This window comes from Azospirillum humicireducens, assembly GCF_001639105.2.
Taxonomy (GTDB): Bacteria; Pseudomonadota; Alphaproteobacteria; order Azospirillales; family Azospirillaceae; genus Azospirillum; species Azospirillum humicireducens.
This window is the reverse complement of sequence record NZ_CP028906.1, coordinates 232,132-248,031: the sequence shown is the minus strand read 5'-3', so window position 1 is coordinate 248,031 and position 15,900 is coordinate 232,132. Positions and strand designations below refer to the sequence as shown.

The window sequence follows — 15,900 nt, the reverse complement described above, 5'->3', positions numbered from 1 at the left end:
CGCAAGGCGACGGAGGAGATCGCCGCCCAGATCGCCGAGATCCAGTCGGTCAGCGGCAGCGCCGTCGGCGCCATCCAGTCCATCGGCCACACCATCCTGGGCATCAGCGAAACGGTCACCGCCGTCGCCGCCGCGGCGGAGGAGCAGGGGGCCGCGACGCGCGAGATCAGCCGCAACGTCCAGCAGGCCGCCGCCGGCACCCGCGAGGTGTCGAGCAACATCGAGGGCGTCACCCGCGCCGCCAGCGAGACCGGCAGCATGGCCTCCCAGGCGCGGGCGGCCGCCGACACGCTGTCGCACCAGTCGGCCCAGCTGCGCAGCGAAGTGCAGCGCTTCGTGGCGACGATCCGGGAGGGGTGANGGCTGGGCGGGGGAGGGACTGCCGCTGCCTTCCCGAACAAGCACTTACCCCCTCCCCCGCCCAGCGGGGGAGGGATCGGGGGGCAATCGAAGCCGACGACACCCCACCCTCAGCAGTCGAAGAACACCGTCTCCCCCTCGCCCTGCAGACGGATGTCGAAGCGGTAGACCACGCCGCCCGGCAGCTCGGCGCGCCGCGCGATCAGGGTGTCGCGGCGGTCGGCCGGGACGCCCGCCAGAACCGGGTCCTCCGCATTCGCCGCGGCCTCATCCGAGAAATGCAGGCGGGTGAAGGCGTGGCTCAGCATGCCGCGGGCGAACACCGTCACCGCGATGTGCGGGGCATGGCCCGGCTCGCAGACGCCGGGCTTCACCGTGTCGAAGAAGTAATGGCCTTCGTCGTTGGTGCCGCAGCGGCCGAAGCCCGCCGCACCGGGAGCGTGGAGGCCGTCGGCGCCGGCCTGCCAGATCTCCACCACGCAGTCGCGGATCGGCGCGCCCTCGCCGTCGGTGACCACGCCTTCGATGCGGATATGCTCGCCCGCCAGGTTGCGGGTCGCCAGCCGGTTGGTCGCCAGCGGGCGGCGGCCGTAGAGTTCCGGCGTCCAGGCATAGGCGAAATAGGGGCCGACGGTCTGGGACGGCGTCTGTTTCAGCGTCTGGCTCATGGGGATCAGCCCTCCATCGGCGTGGCTTGGCGTCCGCGCAGGACGATGTCGAACTCATAGCCGAGCGCCCACAGCGGCTCGGTCACGTCGATGGAGAAGCGGGAGATCAGCAGCTCGCGCGCCCCCTCCGGCACCCCGTTGTAGATGGGGTCGAGCGGCAGCAGCGGGTCGCCCGGAAAATACATCTGGGTGACCAGACGGGTCAGGAAGGACGGCCCGAACAGCGAGAAATGGATGTGCGCCGGGCGCCAGGCATTGTGGTGGTTGCCCCAGGGATAGGCGCCGGGCTTGATCGTGGTGAAGCGGTAGCGGCCCTCGGCGTCGGTGATGCAGCGGCCGGCCCCGAAGAAGTTGGGGTCGAGCGGCGCATCATGCTGGTCCCAGCGGTGGACATAGCGGCCGCAGGCATTGGCCTGCCAGATCTCCAGCAGCGTGTGCGGCACCGGCCGGCCATTCTCGTCCAGCACGCGGCCGGTGACGACGATGCGCTCGCCGACCGGCTCGCCGTTGACACGGCCGTTCTTCGTCAGGTCGCTGTCCAGCGGGGCGAGGCTGTCATGGCCGAACACCGGGCCGGTGCGGACCGACAGGCACTGCTTCATCGGGATCAGCGGCTTGGACGGTGAGCGCAGCACCGTCGATTTGTAGTCCGGCGACAGGTAGGGCGGGTGTTGCGCCCAATCGCGGGGGCGGAAGTCGCCCGCCGCATCGTGAACGGCTGTGTCCATCTCGGGAGTCCTCCTTGGGGGCAGTCAGTTCTGCTGACGCCGTTGGTGCCTGTGGAGTGCCAGAACGCGGTCGATGAAATGGGAGGCCGCGCCGGTGTAGCGCAGCGGGTCGAACAGGCGGTCGAGGCCGTCCATGCCCAGCGCCCGCACCACCTCGGCATCCTCGGCCAGCAGGTCGCGCAGCGGACGGGCGGCTTCGGCTGCGCGGCGGCTGGCGTCGGCCACGCGCGAATGGGCGGCCATGCGGCCCATGCGGTCGCCCAGCGCCATGGTGACGGCTTCGGCCAGGATCAGGCCGCGGGTGAGGTCCAGGTTGGCGCGCATGCGCTCCGCATCGACGGTCAGGCCGGCGATGGTCTCGCGGGCATGGCGGGCGGCCCCGGCGACGAGGCGGCAGAGGTCGGGCAACGCCTGCCATTCGGCATGCCAGCCGCCCAGTCCGCGCTCATGCTCCTGCACCTGGGCCGCCAGCAGCCCGCCGACCAGGGCGGGAGCGCGGATGGCGGTGGAAAGCAGCACGGCGCAGGACACCGGGTTGCGCTTGTGCGGCATGGTGGAGGAGCCGCCGCGGCCGGGGCCGGAAGGCTCGAAGGCCTCGGCGACCTCCATCTGCATCATCAGCGAGATGTCGCGGCCCAGCGTGCCGAGCGTGCCGGCGAGAATGCCGAGGGAGGAGGCCAATTCGGTGATGCGGTCGCGGCTGGCATGCCAGGGCAGGGCGGGCAGGGGCAGGTCCAGTTCCCTCGCCAGCGCCTCCGCCACCGCCGGCCCGGCATCGCCCAGCGCTGCCAGCGTGCCGGCGGCGCCGCCGAACTGCAGGGCGAGGCGGGTGCGGGCGGCGGCGATGCGCTGGCGGTCGCGGCCCAGCGCGTCGAGCCAGCCCGCGGCCTTCAGGCCGAAGGTGGTGGGAAGGGCGTGCTGCAGCCAGGTGCGGGCGACCATCGGCGTGGCGCGGTGGCGGTCGGCGAGATCGGCCAAACCGTCGGCGAGCGCCGCCAGATCGGCATCCAGCCCGTCGAGGAAACGGCGCAGCTGAAGCATCAGGCCGCTGTCCATCGCATCCTGGCTGGTGGCGCCCCAATGGACGTAGCGGGAGGATTCCTCGTCGGCGGCCTTCACCGTGCGGGTCAGGTGCTTGACCATCGGGATGGCGGTGTTGCCGGCCAGCGCCGCCTCCGCCCCCAGCGCGCCGAGGTCGTAGAGATCGGCCTTGCAGGCCGCCCCGATGGCCGGGACGGCATGGGCTGGGATGACGCCCACCGCCGCTTCGGCCCGCGCCAGCGCCGCCTCGAAATCCAGCATGCCCTGCAGCCGTGCCGTGGGGGAGAAGGCATCGGCCGCCGCGTCGCTGGTGAAGAGCGGGTCGAGCAGCGGGTCGGAATGGCGGTCGGCGGTCATGGGCTTCACCCCTTGAATGTCAGCCCTTGCGGGCGTCCTCGTCGTCCATCTCGGCATAGACGGCGCGGGCCAGCGCGATGGCGTGGTTGGCGGCGGGGATGCCGGCATAGACGGCGGCCTGCATCAGGATTTCCTTCACCTCGTCGCGGGTGACGCCGGTGTTGCGGGTGGCGCGGATGTGCAGCTTCAGCTCGCCGTCCTTGCCCAACGCCGCCAGCATGGCGATGGTCAGCATGCTGCGCGTCCGGATGTCCAGCCCCGGCCGGGTCCAGATCTGGCCCCAGGCGGTCTTGGTGATGAACTCCTGGAAATCGGCGTCGAAGTCGGTGGCGCGCTCCAGCGAGCGGTCGACATGGGCGTCGCCCAGCACCGAACGGCGCACCGCCATGCCGCGGTCGTAGAGATCCTTGTCGTCCATTTCGGGATCGGCCATCACAGGTCCCTCAGGAAGCCGTCGATCAGGGCGGCCAGCTCCGCCGGCTTCTCGACGCCGGGGATGTGGGCGGCGCCGGGCAGCAGCTCGAACCGGGCGCCGGGGATGCCGGCCGCCAGCGCGCGGACGGTGTCGGGCGGGGTCGCCACATCCTCCTCGCCGCAGATCACCAGGGTCGGGGCGGCAATGGCGGCATTGTCGGCACGCAGGTCGGCGTCGCGGATCGCCATCGAGCAGCCGACATAGCCGTCCTCGGTGGTGCGGGCGACCATGGCGGTGTAGCCGCGGATCTGCTCGGGCCGGCTGTCGCGGAACCCTTGGGTGAACCAGCGGGCCATCACCCCGTCGGCAATGGCGCCCATGCCGCGGGCGCGGATGGCGGCGATGCGGTCGGCCCAGATCGACGGCGGGCCGATCATGCCGGCGGTGTCGCACAGGATCAGCCCATGCACGCGGTCCGGCGCCTTGACGGCGAGGCGCTGCGCCATCATGCCGCCGATGGACAGGCCGCAGACATGGGCGCGCGCGATGCCCAGCGCGTCGAGCAGGCCGGCGGCGTCGTCGGCGAGCGTGTCCATGCTGTAGCCGGCCTCGTCGGTGACCGGCGTCACCTGGGTCAGCCCATGGCCGCGCATGTCGTAGCGCAGCACGCGGTAGCGCTGCGACAGGTGCGGCACCACGGCGTCCCAGATCTGGAGGCTGGTGCCGATGGAGTTGGCGAACAGCAGCACCGGCGCGCCGGCCGGGCCGGTCAGGTCATAGTGCTGGGTGATGCCGGCGGCTTCGATGAAGGGCATGGGCGGGGTCCGCTGCACNCCCACCGAAGGTGGGGGAGGGATAGGGAGGGGGCATTCGAAGCCTGAGGCTACACCCGCTCGATCATCACGGCGATGCCCTGGCCGACGCCGATGCACATGGTGCAGAGCGCGGTCCGGCCGCCGGACTGTTCGAGCTGGTAGACCGCGGTGGTCGCCAGACGGGCGCCGCTGGCTCCCAGCGGATGGCCGAGCGCGATGGCGCCACCCTGCGGGTTCACATGCGCGGCGTCATCCGGCAGGCCAAGCTCGCGCAGAACCGCCAGCCCCTGGGCGGCGAAGGCCTCGTTCAGCTCGATCAGGTCGATGTCGGCGACGGTCCGGCCGAGGCGCTCCAGCAGCTTGCGGGTCGCGGGCGCCGGGCCGATGCCCATGACGCGCGGCGGCACGCCGGCGGTGGCGCCGCCGACGATGCGGGCGCGCGGGGTCAGGCCGAACCGCTTCACCGCCGCTTCCGACGCGATCAGCAGCGCGGCGGAACCGTCATTCACGCCGGAGGCGTTGCCGGCGGTGATGGTGCCGCCGGGGCGGACGATCGGCTTCAGCGCCGACAGCGCCTCGATGGTGGTGGCGCGGGGATGCTCGTCGGTGGTCACCACGGTTTCGCCCTTGCGGGTCTTGATGGTGACGGGGACGATCTCGCGGGCGAGGCTGCCGTCGGCGATGGCGCGGGCGGCACGCTCCTGGCTGCGCAGCGCGAAGGCGTCCTGGTCGGCGCGGCTGATCTTCCAGTCGTCGGCGACATTCTCCGCCGTCTCCGGCATCGAGTCGACACCGTAGGCCGCCTTCATCGCCGGGTTGACGAAGCGCCAGCCGATGGTGGTGTCGAAGATCTCGGCGGAGCGCGAGAAGGCGCTGTCGGCCTTGCCCATGACGAAGGGGGCGCGGCTCATGCTCTCGACGCCGCCGGCGATCATCAGCTCGGCCTCGCCCGCCTTGATGGCGCGGGCGGCGGTGGCGACGGCGTCGAGGCCGGAGCCGCAGAGCCGGTTCATCGTCGTGCCCGGCACCGCCTCGGGCAGGCCCGCCAGCAGCGCCGACATGCGGGCGACGTTGCGGTTGTCCTCGCCCGCCTGGTTGGCGCAGCCATAGATGACATCGTCCACCGCGGCCCAGTCGACCGACGGGTTGCGCTGCATCAGCGCGCGGATCGGCACGGCGCCGAGATCGTCGGCGCGCACCGGCGACAGGGATCCTGCATAGCGGCCGATGGGGGTGCGGATGGCGTCGCAGATATAGGCGTCACGCATGGTCTTATCCTTCCCCGCCAAGTTGCCCGTGGGCGGCGGCGGTGCGGGCCTGGAGGTCGCGCAGCGCGGCCAGCGCGCCGGCGTCCGGGATTTCGGTGGTCTTCAGGTCGGGCGAGATCTTCAGGTCCCAGCCGGTGGCCGCCTTCACCTGCTCCACCGTCACGCCGGGGTGGATGCTGGTCAGGGTCAGCTCCTTGGTCACCGGGTCGGGGGTGAGGATGCCGAGATCGGTGATGACGGCGGTCGGGCCGGCGCCGGGGATGCCGGCCTTGGCCCGTGCGTCCCCGCCGTCGAGATAGCCCGCCGAGGTGACGAAGGGCAGCTTGGCGACGAAGGCCTTCGGGCTCTGCTTCAGCACGATGAACACCTCCTTGGCCTGGGAGGCGATCTCCGGCGCGCCGCCGGCACCGGGCAGCCGCACCTTGGGCGCGTCATAGGGACCGATGACGGTGGTGTTGATGTTGGCGAAGCGGTCGACCTGGGCGGCGCCGAGGAAACCGACGTCGATCCGGCCGCCCTGCAGCCAGTAGCGGAAGATCTCCGGCGTGCCGACCACGGTGTCGGCGGTCAGCGCGAGGTCGCCGTCGCCGATCGACAGCGGCAGCACCGTCGGCTTGGCGCCGATCGGGCCGGATTCATAGATCAGCACCACGTCCGGCGCATGGGTCAGCCGGGCGAGGTTGGCGGCGGTCGAGGGCAGGCCGATGCCGACGAAGCAGACGGTGCCGTTCTGCAGCAGGCGGCTGGCCGCCACCGTCATGATCTCGGTCGCGGTGAAATCGAGGGTTTCGTTGCTCATCACACGGCCTCCTTCACGCTTTCGGCCAGCACGCGGCGGAAGCCGGCGAAATCGTCGGTATCCAGGACATGGCGCTGCATCCAGGCCTGGAAGGTCTCGCGCGAGCGGGCGATCGGATCCCAGGCCTTGTAGAAGCTGTTGTCGCGCTCGGAATAGCCCTGCGCATAGGACGGATAGGCGCCGCCGGGGACGTGGCAGACGGCGGAGACGGCCCAGGTCGGCAGCACGCAGGCGTTCGTCGGCGCCTCCAGATCGTCGACGATCTCCTCCACGGTGACGATGGAGCGCTTGGCCGCCAGAACCGCCTCCTTCTGGACGCCGAGGATGCCCCAGATCAGGACATTGCCGCGGCGGTCGGCCTTCTGGGCGTGGATCACCGTCACGTCGGGGCGGACGGAGGGGATGGCGGCCAGCTTCTCACCCGTAAAGGGGCATTCGACGAAGCGGATGTTGGGATTGACCTTCGGCAGGTCGGAGCCGGTGTAGCCGCGCAGCAGGGCGAAGGGCAGGTTGGAGGCGCCGGCGACATAGGCGTTCGCCATGCCGGCATGGCTGTGCTCCTCGGTCTCCAGCCGGTGGGGCCAGCCCTGCTCGACCGCGTCGCGGAAGCGGTGGAGGGAACCGACGCCGGGATTGCCGCCCCAGGAGAAGATCAGCTTTCTCGCGCAGCCCATGCCGATCATCTGGTCGTAGATCAGGTCCGGCGTCATGCGGACCAGGGTCAGGTCGCGCCGGCCCTGCCGGATGATCTCATGTCCGGCGGCATGGGGGATCAGGTGGGTGAATCCCTCCAGGGCGACCGTGTCGCCGTCATGCACGAGGCTTGCCACCGCCTCGCGCAGGGGCGTGATCTTCGCCATAGTACCCTCCCGTTTGTGCGAAAATCGCACATATGATTGCCTTTCAGCACAGAGTGGCGACGCCCGTCAGCCCCTGTCAAGGGCGAAAATGCCACTGTAAGTACGATAATCGCCCATATTGCGCTGCAATATCAGATTTCCATAGGAACCAGGTCTGGAATTTCTTCGAATATTCTTAACTATCAACATATTGGCCGGAAGCGATGGTTTGTGCGATTATAGAACTTGAACTCATATATCGCACTTGACGGTTCGGTCATCCCTCAGTACGGTGATCCAAACAGTCAAAGACCGCGACAAATTGTCCGGTGCCGGCAAATGGTCACATTTTGGGAGGGACAATGACGAGGACTCTGCGCAATGCGCTGCTCGGTGCGGCGTTCGGTCTGGCGCTGGCGGCCGGTCCGGCCGGCGCCGCCACCATCAAGGTCGGCGTCATCGCACCCTTTTCCGGGCCGTTCGCGATGTTCGGCAAGACCTTCAAGGAAGGCATCGCCCAATACCAGGCCGAACATGGCAAGACGGTCGGCGCCGATACGGTGGAGTTCGTCTTCCGCGACCTGGAGCAGACCAATCCGGCCCAGGCCAAGGCGCTGGCGCAGGAACTGATCGTCAAGGAGCGGGTGTCCTTCCTGGCCGGCTTCGCCTTCACGCCCGACGCCATGGCGGTCGCGCCGCTGATCGACGAGGCGAACATCCCGGCCGTGGTGTTCAACGCCGCGACCTCCGCCATCACCGAGAAGTCGCCGCGCTTCGTCCGCACCTCCTTCACCCTGTGGCAGAACACGGTTCCGCTGGCCGAGCATATGGCCAAGCAGGGCATCAAGACGGCGGTCACGGCGGTCAGCGACTACGGTCCCGGCCTGGACGGCGAGGCGGCCTTCAAGGCGACCTTCGAGAAGAATGGCGGCAAGGTGGCCGACACCATCCGCATGCCGCTGAAATCGAACGATTTCGCGCCCTTCATGCAGCGGATCAAGGACACCGGCGCCGAGGCGGTCTATGCCTTCCTGCCCGCCGGCCCGACCACGCTGGCCTTCGCCAAGGCCTTCGCCGACAACGGGCTGAAGGACAAGGGCGTCAAGCTGTTCGGCCCCGGCGACATCACGCAGGAGCCCGATCTGCCGGCGCTGGGCGACGCCGTGCTGGGCATGACCACCAGCTTCCATTACAGCCGCGCCCACGACTCCGCGGTGAACAAGGCGTTCCTCGCCAAGCACAAGGAACTGTTCGGCAACGACGACAACGCCACCTTCACCACGGTCGGCGCCTATGACGGCACCCACCTGATCTATCAGATGATCAGGAACGGCGGCGGCAAGATCGACGGCGCCAAGGCGGTGGAGTCGGTGAAGGGGCTGAGCTGGGAAAGCCCGCGCGGGCCGGTGACCATCGATCCGAACAGCCGCCACATCACCCAGACCATCTATCTGCGCACGGTCGAGAAGGTCGGAAACCGGCTGGAGAATGTCGAGAAGGCAGCGTTCGAGAAACAGCCGGATTATGGGTACAAGCTGGCGAAGTAAGGGGTTATCCCGCAAACCGTCCCTCTTCCCGGCCGGGAAGAGGGCAGGCGGAGAGACGGCATGGAAAGCATCTTCGGAATCGCGGTCGACGGGGTCGCCTATGGGATGATCCTCTTCATCATCTCCGTCGGGCTGTCGGTGACGCTGGGGCTGATGCGGGTGGTCAATCTGGCGCATGGCGCCTTCGCCATGGTCGGCGGCTATGTCGCGTCCTATGCGGCGCAGGGCGCCGGGCTGCCCTATGGGGTGGCGCTGGTGGTGGCGGTGGTGCTGACGGTGCTGGCGACGCTGCCGCTGGAACGGCTGCTGTACCGCCGCATCTACGGCTCGGCCAACGAGCTGGCGCAGGTTCTGCTGACCATCGGCCTGACCTTCGTCATCGTCGCCGGCATGAACTATCTGTTCGGCCCGACTCTGAAGCGCATCCCGCTGCCGGAGCTGCTGACCGGCACGGTGGAGCTGGGGCCGAAGGCGATCCCGACCCACCGCGCCTTCGTCATCGCCGCCGGTGCCGCGACCCTGGTCGGGCTGTGGTGGCTCTTGGAGCGCACCGATTTCGGCATCCGGCTGCGCGCGGCGGTCGACGATCCGGCGATGGCGGCGGCGCTGGGCATCCGCACCGAGCGGCTCTATCTGGCGACCTTCGCGCTCGGCACCGGGCTGGCGGCGCTGGGCGGCGTGCTGGGGGCGGAACTGCTGCCGCTGGAACCCTATTACGCCATCCGCTACATCGTGCTGTTCCTGGCGGTGGTGGCGGTCGGCGGGGCGGGCAGCATCTTCGGATCGGCCGCGGCGGCGCTGGCATTGGGGATCGTCGACACCGCCGGCAAGTACCTGATCCCGAATTTCGGCGAGTTCTTCTTCTACGCCGCCCTGATCCTGATCCTGTTCCGCTGGCCCCACGGCTTCTTCAAAGGGAGGACGGCATGACGAGCGTCGCGGAACCTGACGGAAAGGCCGCGTCCATGACCCGACGCCTGCCGCTGGCGGCCCGCCGCGAGCTGGACTGGATCGGCATCCCGCTGATCGCGGCGGTCGGGCTGGCCGCCTATTGGCTGCTGCCGGACGATCTGGCGCTGCTGACCCGCATCGCAGCCTCGGCGCTGTTCGTGCTGTCGCTCGACCTCGTGCTCGGCTATGGCGGGATCGCCACGCTGGGGCAGGCGGCGATGTTCGGCACCGGCGCCTATGCCGCCGGCATCCTCGCGGTCAACTGGAACAACGACCCCTTCGCCATGCTGGCGGTCGGCGGGCTGGCCGGCGGTCTGATCGCGCTTGTCACCGGCGCCCTGATCCTGCATGCCCGCGGCCTGACCCTGCTGATGCTGACCATCGCGGTGGCGCAGATCGTCCAGGAGGTCGCCAACAAGGCGCGCGACTGGACCGGCGGCAGCGACGGCCTGTCGGGCATCGACCCGGCGCCGGTGCTGGGGATGTTCCGCTTCGACATGTTCGGCCACACCTCCTACCTGTTCGCGCTGGCGGTTCTGGTGGTCGGGCTGGCGGTGGCGCGGCGGATCGTGCGCTCGCCCTTCGGGCTGGCCTGCCGCGGGGTTAAGGAGGATCCGCTGCGGATCTCCGCCATCGGCGGTTCGCCGAAATCCTATCTGGTGGCGCTCTATGCGGTGGCCGGCGTCTTCGCCGGGGTGGCGGGGGCGCTGACGGCTGTGACCAGCGGCATCGTCGGGCTGGACAGCGCCGGCTTCTCCTGGTCGGCGGAGGCGCTGGTCATGCTGGTGCTGGGCGGCACCGGGCGGCTCTACGGCGCGGTGATCGGCACGGCGGCCTTCATGGGCGTCCACCACATCCTGGCCGCCAACGACCCCTATCACTGGATGGCCTTCATCGGCCTGTTCCTGATCGGCATCGTCCTGTTCCTGCCGGGCGGCATCGTGTCGGTCACGGGCCGCATCTCCGCCCTGCTGCGCCCGCGGGCCGCGCCGGGCCATGAGGGAGACCGGGCATGAGCGCGCAAACCGCCGGGATCGGCACCATCGGTGAGACGAAGCTGCTGGAGGTGGAGGGGCTATCCAAGAATTTCGGCGGCCTCCAGGTGTCCTCCGACATCTCCATGACGCTGCGGGCGGGCGACCGCTGCGCCCTGATCGGGCCGAACGGGGCGGGGAAGACCACCTTCGTCAACCTCGTCACCGGGGTGATCCCGCCCAGCGCCGGCACCATCCGGCTGGACGGCCGCGACGTGACCCGTCTGTCGGCGGCGGAGCGGGTGCGGCTGGGGCTGATCCGCAGCTTCCAGGTGGCCCGGCTGTTCAAGTCGATGACGGTGCGCGAGCATCTGGAACTGGCCGTTTTGCAGCGCGACCGCCGCACCTTCCGGATGTTCGCCTCTGTCGCGAAGGTGGCCGGTCTGGCCGACGAGGTGGCGGGGCTGCTCGACAGCATGGGGCTGGCGGCGGTGGCGCACACCGCGGTCGGCTCGCTCGCCTACGGGCAGCAGCGGCTGCTGGAGATCGCGCTGGCGCTCGCCATGAAGCCGAAGGTGTTGATCCTGGACGAGCCGGCGGCCGGCGTGCCCCATTCGGAAAGCCAGCGCATCCTCGACGCCATCGACCGGCTGCCCAAGGATCTGGCGGTGCTGATGATCGAGCACGACATGGACCTCGTCTTCCGCTTCGCCAGTTCGATCGTCGTGCTGGCGCAGGGGCGGCTTCTGTGCAGCGGCACCGCCAAGGAGATCGTCGCCGACCCGCGCGTGCGCGAGGTCTATCTGGGGAGCCGGACCAATGCCCACTGAAGCGGTCGGAAGCCTGGAGGTCACGGATCTGCGCGCCGGCTACGGCAAGACGCTGATCCTCGACGGCATCTCCTTCAGCGTGCCGGCCGGCGGGCGGCTGGCCCTGCTCGGCCGCAACGGGGTGGGCAAGACGACGACGCTGGCGACGCTGGTCGGCCAGACCACCCGCCATGGCGGCGCCATCCGGCTGGACGGGGCGGAACTCGGCGGGATGAGCAGTTCGGCGCGGGCGGCGGCCGGGCTGGGCTATGTCCCGCAGACGCGCGACATCTTCAAGTCGCTGACGGTGGAGGAGAACCTCGTCACCGGGCTGAAGGGCCGTCCGCGCTCGGCGCTGGAGGAGGCTTACACGCTGTTCCCGCGGCTGGCCGAGCGGCGGCGCAACGGCGGCGGCGAGCTGTCGGGCGGCGAGCAGCAGATGCTGTCGGTCGCCCGCGCCCTGCTGGGCAAGCCGACGGTGCTTCTGCTGGACGAACCGCTGGAGGGGCTGGCCCCGGTCATCTGCGACATGCTGATGGCGGCGCTGTCGAATCTCGACATGACCATCCTGCTGGTGGAGCAGCAGGTCGACCGCGCGCTGGAGTTTGCCGACCGCGTGGTCTTCCTCGACCGCGGCCGGGTGGTGCATGCCGGGCCGGCGGCGCAGGCGAAGGCCGATGCGGCGCTGCTGGAACGGCATCTGGGCGTGGCGCTGGCGGCGTAGGCGGCGGTCTCCTACCGGAACGGCGGCGCATAGAGCAGCCCGCCCTGGGTCCAGGGCCTGTTCTGCCCGCGCTCCATGCCGTAGGGGACAGCCAGGTTGCGGGTGAAGATCTCGCCATAGTTTCCGACCTGCGCCAACACCTGCAGGGCCCAGTCGTCGGGCAGGCCGAGGGTGCGGGAAACGCTGCCGGCGTGGCCCAGCAGGCGGTGCAGTTCGGGGTCGTCGGGGATGCGGCCGGCCTGCACGTCGGCCGAGGTGACGCCCTTGGCGTCGGCCAGCACGATGGCGTGGAGCACCCAGCGGGCGATGTCGTACCAGTTGCGGTCGCCGCGCGCGATGTAGGGCGTCAGCGGCTCGCGCGAGATCACATCGGGATAGATGTGGATGCCCATCCCGGCCTGCCGGTAGCCGGCCAGCGAGGTGACCATAACCGTGCGGTCGGTGGTCAGCAGGTCGCATTCATGGGCCAGGAAGGCCTGCAATGCCTCGTCCAGCGTCTGGAAGGTGCGCATCGTCCAGGGCAGATCGGACTTGCGGATATGGTCCTCCAGGTTGCGGACCGTGGTGGTGGCGGTCTTGACGCAGACGGTGCGGGCGCCCAGCCGGTCGAGCGGCGGCGGCGTGCCGTCCGCGTGGATGGCGAAGCCCTGGCCGTCATGCAGCAGCGGCATCAGGAACTCGATGTCGTAGGAGAGGTCGCGGCTGAAGGTCCAGGTCGTGGTGGTCAGCGCCACGTCGACCTCGTGCTTCTCCACCGCCTGGAACTCCTGCGGCTTCTCGGGCAGGCGGACGACGCGGATCGCCTGGGCGTTGCCGAGCGTCGCCGCGGCGAAGACCCGGCAGACATCGACCAGGAAACCGTCCAGGTGTCCCTGCGGGTCGGAGAAGGAGATGCCGCTGACGCCGCTGCGCAGGCCGCAGATCAGGAAGCCGCGGCCGTGGATGCGCTCCAGCGTGTCGCCGTCCCCGGCCCAGGCCGGCGGGGTGAGCGCCGGCGGGGCCAGCACCAGCACCAGCAGCACAAGCAACAGCAGCCGCATCGCGATACCCATCCCCTGACCAGCCCGATCCGCCGCGAGCCCGCGGTGGGCGGGGTCAGGCCGCCTGCCCGGCGCGCAGCGTGCCGAGCAGACTATGCAGCGAAGCGGCTTCCTCGGCCAGCGTGTTCGCCGTTTCCGTCAGCGAGGCGGCGATGTCGCCGGTGCGGGTGGCCTGGGCGCTGACCCCGTCGATCAGGCTCGCCACTTCGCCGGTGTTGCCGGCGATCACGCCGACGCGGTTGCGGATGTCGGTGGAGGAGTCGGTCTGGCGGGCCACCGCCTCGCCGATCAGATCCTGAACCTCGTTGATGCGCTCGACCGAGCCGGAGATGCGGGCGAAGGTGCCGACCGTGTTCTGGATGCTGCCGTTGATGGCGCTGACCGAGCTGGCGATCTGCACGGTGGCGTTGGCGGTCTCCTCCGCCAGCTTCTTCACCTCCGCCGCCACCACGGCGAAGCCGCGGCCCGCCACGCCGGCCGCCGCCGCCTCGATGGTGGCGTTCAGCGCCAACAGCTTGGTCTGGTGGGCGATGCCGGTGATGACGTCGACGATCCGGCGGATCTGCTCGGTGTTCTCGCCCAGCTGGCCGACCACCTCGCGGGCGGCGGCCAGTTCGCCCAGCGTGGCGCCGACCACTCCCGCCGCCTCCGTCGCGAGGCTGGAGACGCTGCCGATGGTGTCCATCAGCACCTCGGCGCTATCGTTGCAGGTGGTGGCGTTGCGGTTGCTTTCGGCGACGAAGCTGCCGGCGCTGACCGTGCTGTCGATGGTGCCGGCCGATTCCCGGCGCAGCGCATCGGCCAGTTCGCGCAGCTGGCCCGACTGGGTGGCGACGCCCGACGCCACCTGATGCACGTCCTCCATCAGCTGGCGGGCGAGGGCGGCGGAACGCATCTGCTCGGTCACGTCGGTCCAGGACAGAGTCTTGCCCAGCACATTGCCCTGGTCGTCGAACACGGTGTCGACATGCGCCTCCACCGTCGTCTCGCCGACGGTCAGGGTGCGGCGTGGAATCGGCGGGCGAGCGGGATCGGTGCAGGCGGCGGTGAAGTCAGGTCCCTGGGCCAGCAAATCTGGGCTGGTCGGGTCGATGCCATGTGTTTCGCAGAAGCTGCGGGCGGCCGGGTTGACGAATCCCACCTGTCCTTCTCCATTCGGCCCATCGGTGCGCAGCAGGGCGGTGGGCACCGGGCTGCTGTCGACCATCCGCTTCATCAGCAGCACCTGCTCGACGCTGCCGCGCAGGCGGCGCAGGGCGGCGGCCATCACCGCCAGCTCGTCGCGGCCGGTGCGGGGGATCTCGATGGAGAGGTCGCCGGCGGCGATCTGCTCCATGGCGCGGGCGAATTTGCGCAGGTTGGCGATGACGGCGACGCGCAGCAGCAGGGCGGCGGCGATGGCGACGGCCAGCGCGAAGGCGCCGACCATCTTGAGCGCGTCGTTGCGCAGCTCCTCGGTCGCGCTGACGAACTCCGACACGTCGCGCGAGATCTCCGCCGTTGCCCAGGGCAGCCCGCCGTCGCCGCCGAGCGCCACCGTGGTGGTGGACAGCTGGGCGTGGGTCGATTCGCCGCCCTTGGCTTCGAACAGCACGCCGCCCTTGGCGTCGGTGATGCGGATGTCGGCGTCGAGAACGGCGCCCAGGTTGGACAGGGCGGGCAGCGGATCGGTCACCACCTCCAGGAAACCCAGGACGCGGAAGCCGCCGATCGGCACGATCATGCTGAACAGCGGCCGCCCCTGGCCGTCGCGCCACAGCAGGCTGGACGGGCGCCGCTTGTCGGCGATGTCGCGCGACTTCAGCGCCTCGAACAGCGGGCCGACGGTGGCCACGCTGTCCTGCTCCCCGCCGGTGAGGGCGATGCGGTTCATGTCGGCGTCGAACACGGCGATCGAGACCAGCCGCACCTCGCGGTCGACCACCACGGGCCGGGCGTTGATGTTCTTCAGCGCCAGCATCGTCTTGGCCGGGTCCTTCTGGGTGATGCTGTCGACCAGGAAGGCGTCGCGGCTCCATTCGTTGGCGTGGCCCTGGAGCCAGTCCGTGTAATTCTTGCGGATGCGGTCGTTGGCGAGCACCCGCAGCGTCGCCGCGGCGCTGCTGTCGAAGGTGGTCAGCGCGAAGTCGGTGTAGCGTTGCGACACCCAGGCCTGGCTGGCGATCAGCGCCGCCACCAGCACGCCCACCACCGACACCATGGCGCGGCGCAAGGTCCAGAAGCGGTGGCGCGTGCCGCCGTCGTCCGTGGTGCCGCCCGCTTTCGTCCAGATCGCCGTCATGCCCATACCCCCCGCCGCCAGTGAACGGTTTCACGGATTGCTACACGCATATCGTCGCAGGGCCCTTTGAACGGTTTAGCGTTCAATTGTGAACAGCTCGTGTCTTTTCGTTTGCATTTGAGACAAGCGGAGATGAAAGAGGCAATGAAACAGGTGGATTTATCGGTGGAGGGGCGGTCCAGGACTTTCCTGGAGAGGAATTTCGTAAGATGAAAAGCAACTCCATGTGGTGTTTTGACTTTGTATTAGGCTGTCTGCCTACGTTAACGCATAAAAAATGGGCC

At 69.5% G+C, this 15,900-nt stretch carries 15 protein-coding genes and 1 pseudogene; 6 read left to right on the top strand and 10 right to left on the bottom strand.

What is annotated here, in order from left to right:
* Nucleotides 1–360: pseudogene (locus A6A40_RS31790) on the top strand (methyl-accepting chemotaxis protein); the annotation flags it as partial.
* A 110-nt stretch (nt 361–470) separates the two neighbouring features.
* Here A6A40_RS31790 and pcaG read toward each other — a convergent pair.
* From pcaG to A6A40_RS25540, 8 genes are all read right to left on the bottom strand, one after another.
* Nucleotides 471–1,028 (bottom strand): protocatechuate 3,4-dioxygenase subunit alpha, encoded by a 558-nt coding sequence (gene pcaG, locus A6A40_RS25575; RefSeq protein ID WP_108548676.1) that lies wholly within the window; start codon nt 1,026–1,028, stop codon nt 471–473.
* Nucleotides 1,029–1,033: 5 nt separating this feature from the next.
* On the bottom strand, nt 1,034–1,756 hold the full coding sequence (gene pcaH / locus A6A40_RS25570; RefSeq protein ID WP_108548675.1) for a protocatechuate 3,4-dioxygenase subunit beta: 723 nt from the start codon (nt 1,754–1,756) through the stop codon (nt 1,034–1,036).
* A 24-nt stretch (nt 1,757–1,780) separates the two neighbouring features.
* On the bottom strand, nt 1,781–3,154 hold the full coding sequence (locus A6A40_RS25565; RefSeq protein WP_108548674.1) for a 3-carboxy-cis,cis-muconate cycloisomerase: 1,374 nt from the start codon (nt 3,152–3,154) through the stop codon (nt 1,781–1,783).
* Between the two features lie 19 nt (nt 3,155–3,173).
* The gene (gene pcaC, locus A6A40_RS25560; protein WP_108548974.1) at nt 3,174–3,572 is read right to left on the bottom strand and encodes a 4-carboxymuconolactone decarboxylase; all 399 of its coding nucleotides are present in this window, start codon (nt 3,570–3,572) and stop codon (nt 3,174–3,176) included.
* Between the two features lie 14 nt (nt 3,573–3,586).
* Nucleotides 3,587–4,384, bottom strand: a complete 798-nt coding sequence (pcaD, locus tag A6A40_RS25555; protein ID WP_108548673.1) for a 3-oxoadipate enol-lactonase — start codon at nt 4,382–4,384, stop codon at nt 3,587–3,589.
* A gap of 68 nt (nt 4,385–4,452) precedes the next feature.
* A complete protein-coding gene (pcaF, locus tag A6A40_RS25550; protein WP_108548672.1) occupies nt 4,453–5,652 on the bottom strand; it encodes a 3-oxoadipyl-CoA thiolase in 1,200 nt (399 codons plus the stop codon).
* A gap of 4 nt (nt 5,653–5,656) precedes the next feature.
* Nucleotides 5,657–6,451 carry a CoA-transferase subunit beta gene (locus tag A6A40_RS25545; RefSeq protein WP_108548671.1) on the bottom strand — a complete coding sequence of 265 codons (795 nt, stop codon included), beginning with the start codon at nt 6,449–6,451 and terminating at the stop codon, nt 5,657–5,659.
* Nucleotides 6,451–7,311 (bottom strand): CoA transferase subunit A, encoded by an 861-nt coding sequence (locus tag A6A40_RS25540; RefSeq protein ID WP_108548670.1) that lies wholly within the window; start codon nt 7,309–7,311, stop codon nt 6,451–6,453. The genes A6A40_RS25545 and A6A40_RS25540 overlap by 1 nt, the downstream gene beginning before the upstream one ends.
* A gap of 341 nt (nt 7,312–7,652) precedes the next feature.
* On the opposite strand from A6A40_RS25540, the gene A6A40_RS25535 reads away from it, so the two are divergent.
* The 5 genes from A6A40_RS25535 to A6A40_RS25515 are packed head-to-tail and all read left to right on the top strand — an operon-like array spanning nt 7,653 to nt 12,295.
* Entirely contained in the window at nt 7,653–8,837 is a 1,185-nt protein-coding gene (locus tag A6A40_RS25535) for an ABC transporter substrate-binding protein (protein ID WP_108548669.1), read from the top strand.
* A 60-nt stretch (nt 8,838–8,897) separates the two neighbouring features.
* Entirely contained in the window at nt 8,898–9,767 is an 870-nt protein-coding gene (locus tag A6A40_RS25530) for a branched-chain amino acid ABC transporter permease (RefSeq protein WP_108548668.1), read from the top strand.
* Nucleotides 9,764–10,804, top strand: a complete 1,041-nt coding sequence (locus A6A40_RS25525) for a branched-chain amino acid ABC transporter permease (protein WP_418208636.1) — start codon at nt 9,764–9,766, stop codon at nt 10,802–10,804. Before A6A40_RS25530 ends, A6A40_RS25525 begins: the two co-directional genes overlap by 4 nt.
* Complete coding sequence (locus A6A40_RS25520; protein ID WP_108548666.1) at nt 10,801–11,592, top strand: ABC transporter ATP-binding protein; 792 nt, start codon at nt 10,801–10,803, stop codon at nt 11,590–11,592. Before A6A40_RS25525 ends, A6A40_RS25520 begins: the two co-directional genes overlap by 4 nt.
* Nucleotides 11,582–12,295 carry an ABC transporter ATP-binding protein gene (locus A6A40_RS25515; RefSeq protein ID WP_108548665.1) on the top strand — a complete coding sequence of 238 codons (714 nt, stop codon included), beginning with the start codon at nt 11,582–11,584 and terminating at the stop codon, nt 12,293–12,295. Before A6A40_RS25520 ends, A6A40_RS25515 begins: the two co-directional genes overlap by 11 nt.
* Nucleotides 12,296–12,306: 11 nt before the next feature.
* On the opposite strand, the gene A6A40_RS25510 is transcribed toward A6A40_RS25515, so the two are convergent.
* Together A6A40_RS25510 and A6A40_RS25505 are read right to left on the bottom strand one after the other, a co-directional pair.
* Nucleotides 12,307–13,335, bottom strand: coding sequence for an amino acid ABC transporter substrate-binding protein (locus tag A6A40_RS25510; RefSeq protein ID WP_236784031.1), 1,029 nt, complete (start codon nt 13,333–13,335; stop codon nt 12,307–12,309).
* Between the two features lie 55 nt (nt 13,336–13,390).
* Nucleotides 13,391–15,616, bottom strand: coding sequence for a methyl-accepting chemotaxis protein (locus tag A6A40_RS25505; protein WP_108548973.1), 2,226 nt, complete (start codon nt 15,614–15,616; stop codon nt 13,391–13,393).
* Nucleotides 15,617–15,900 lie beyond the last annotated feature (284 nt).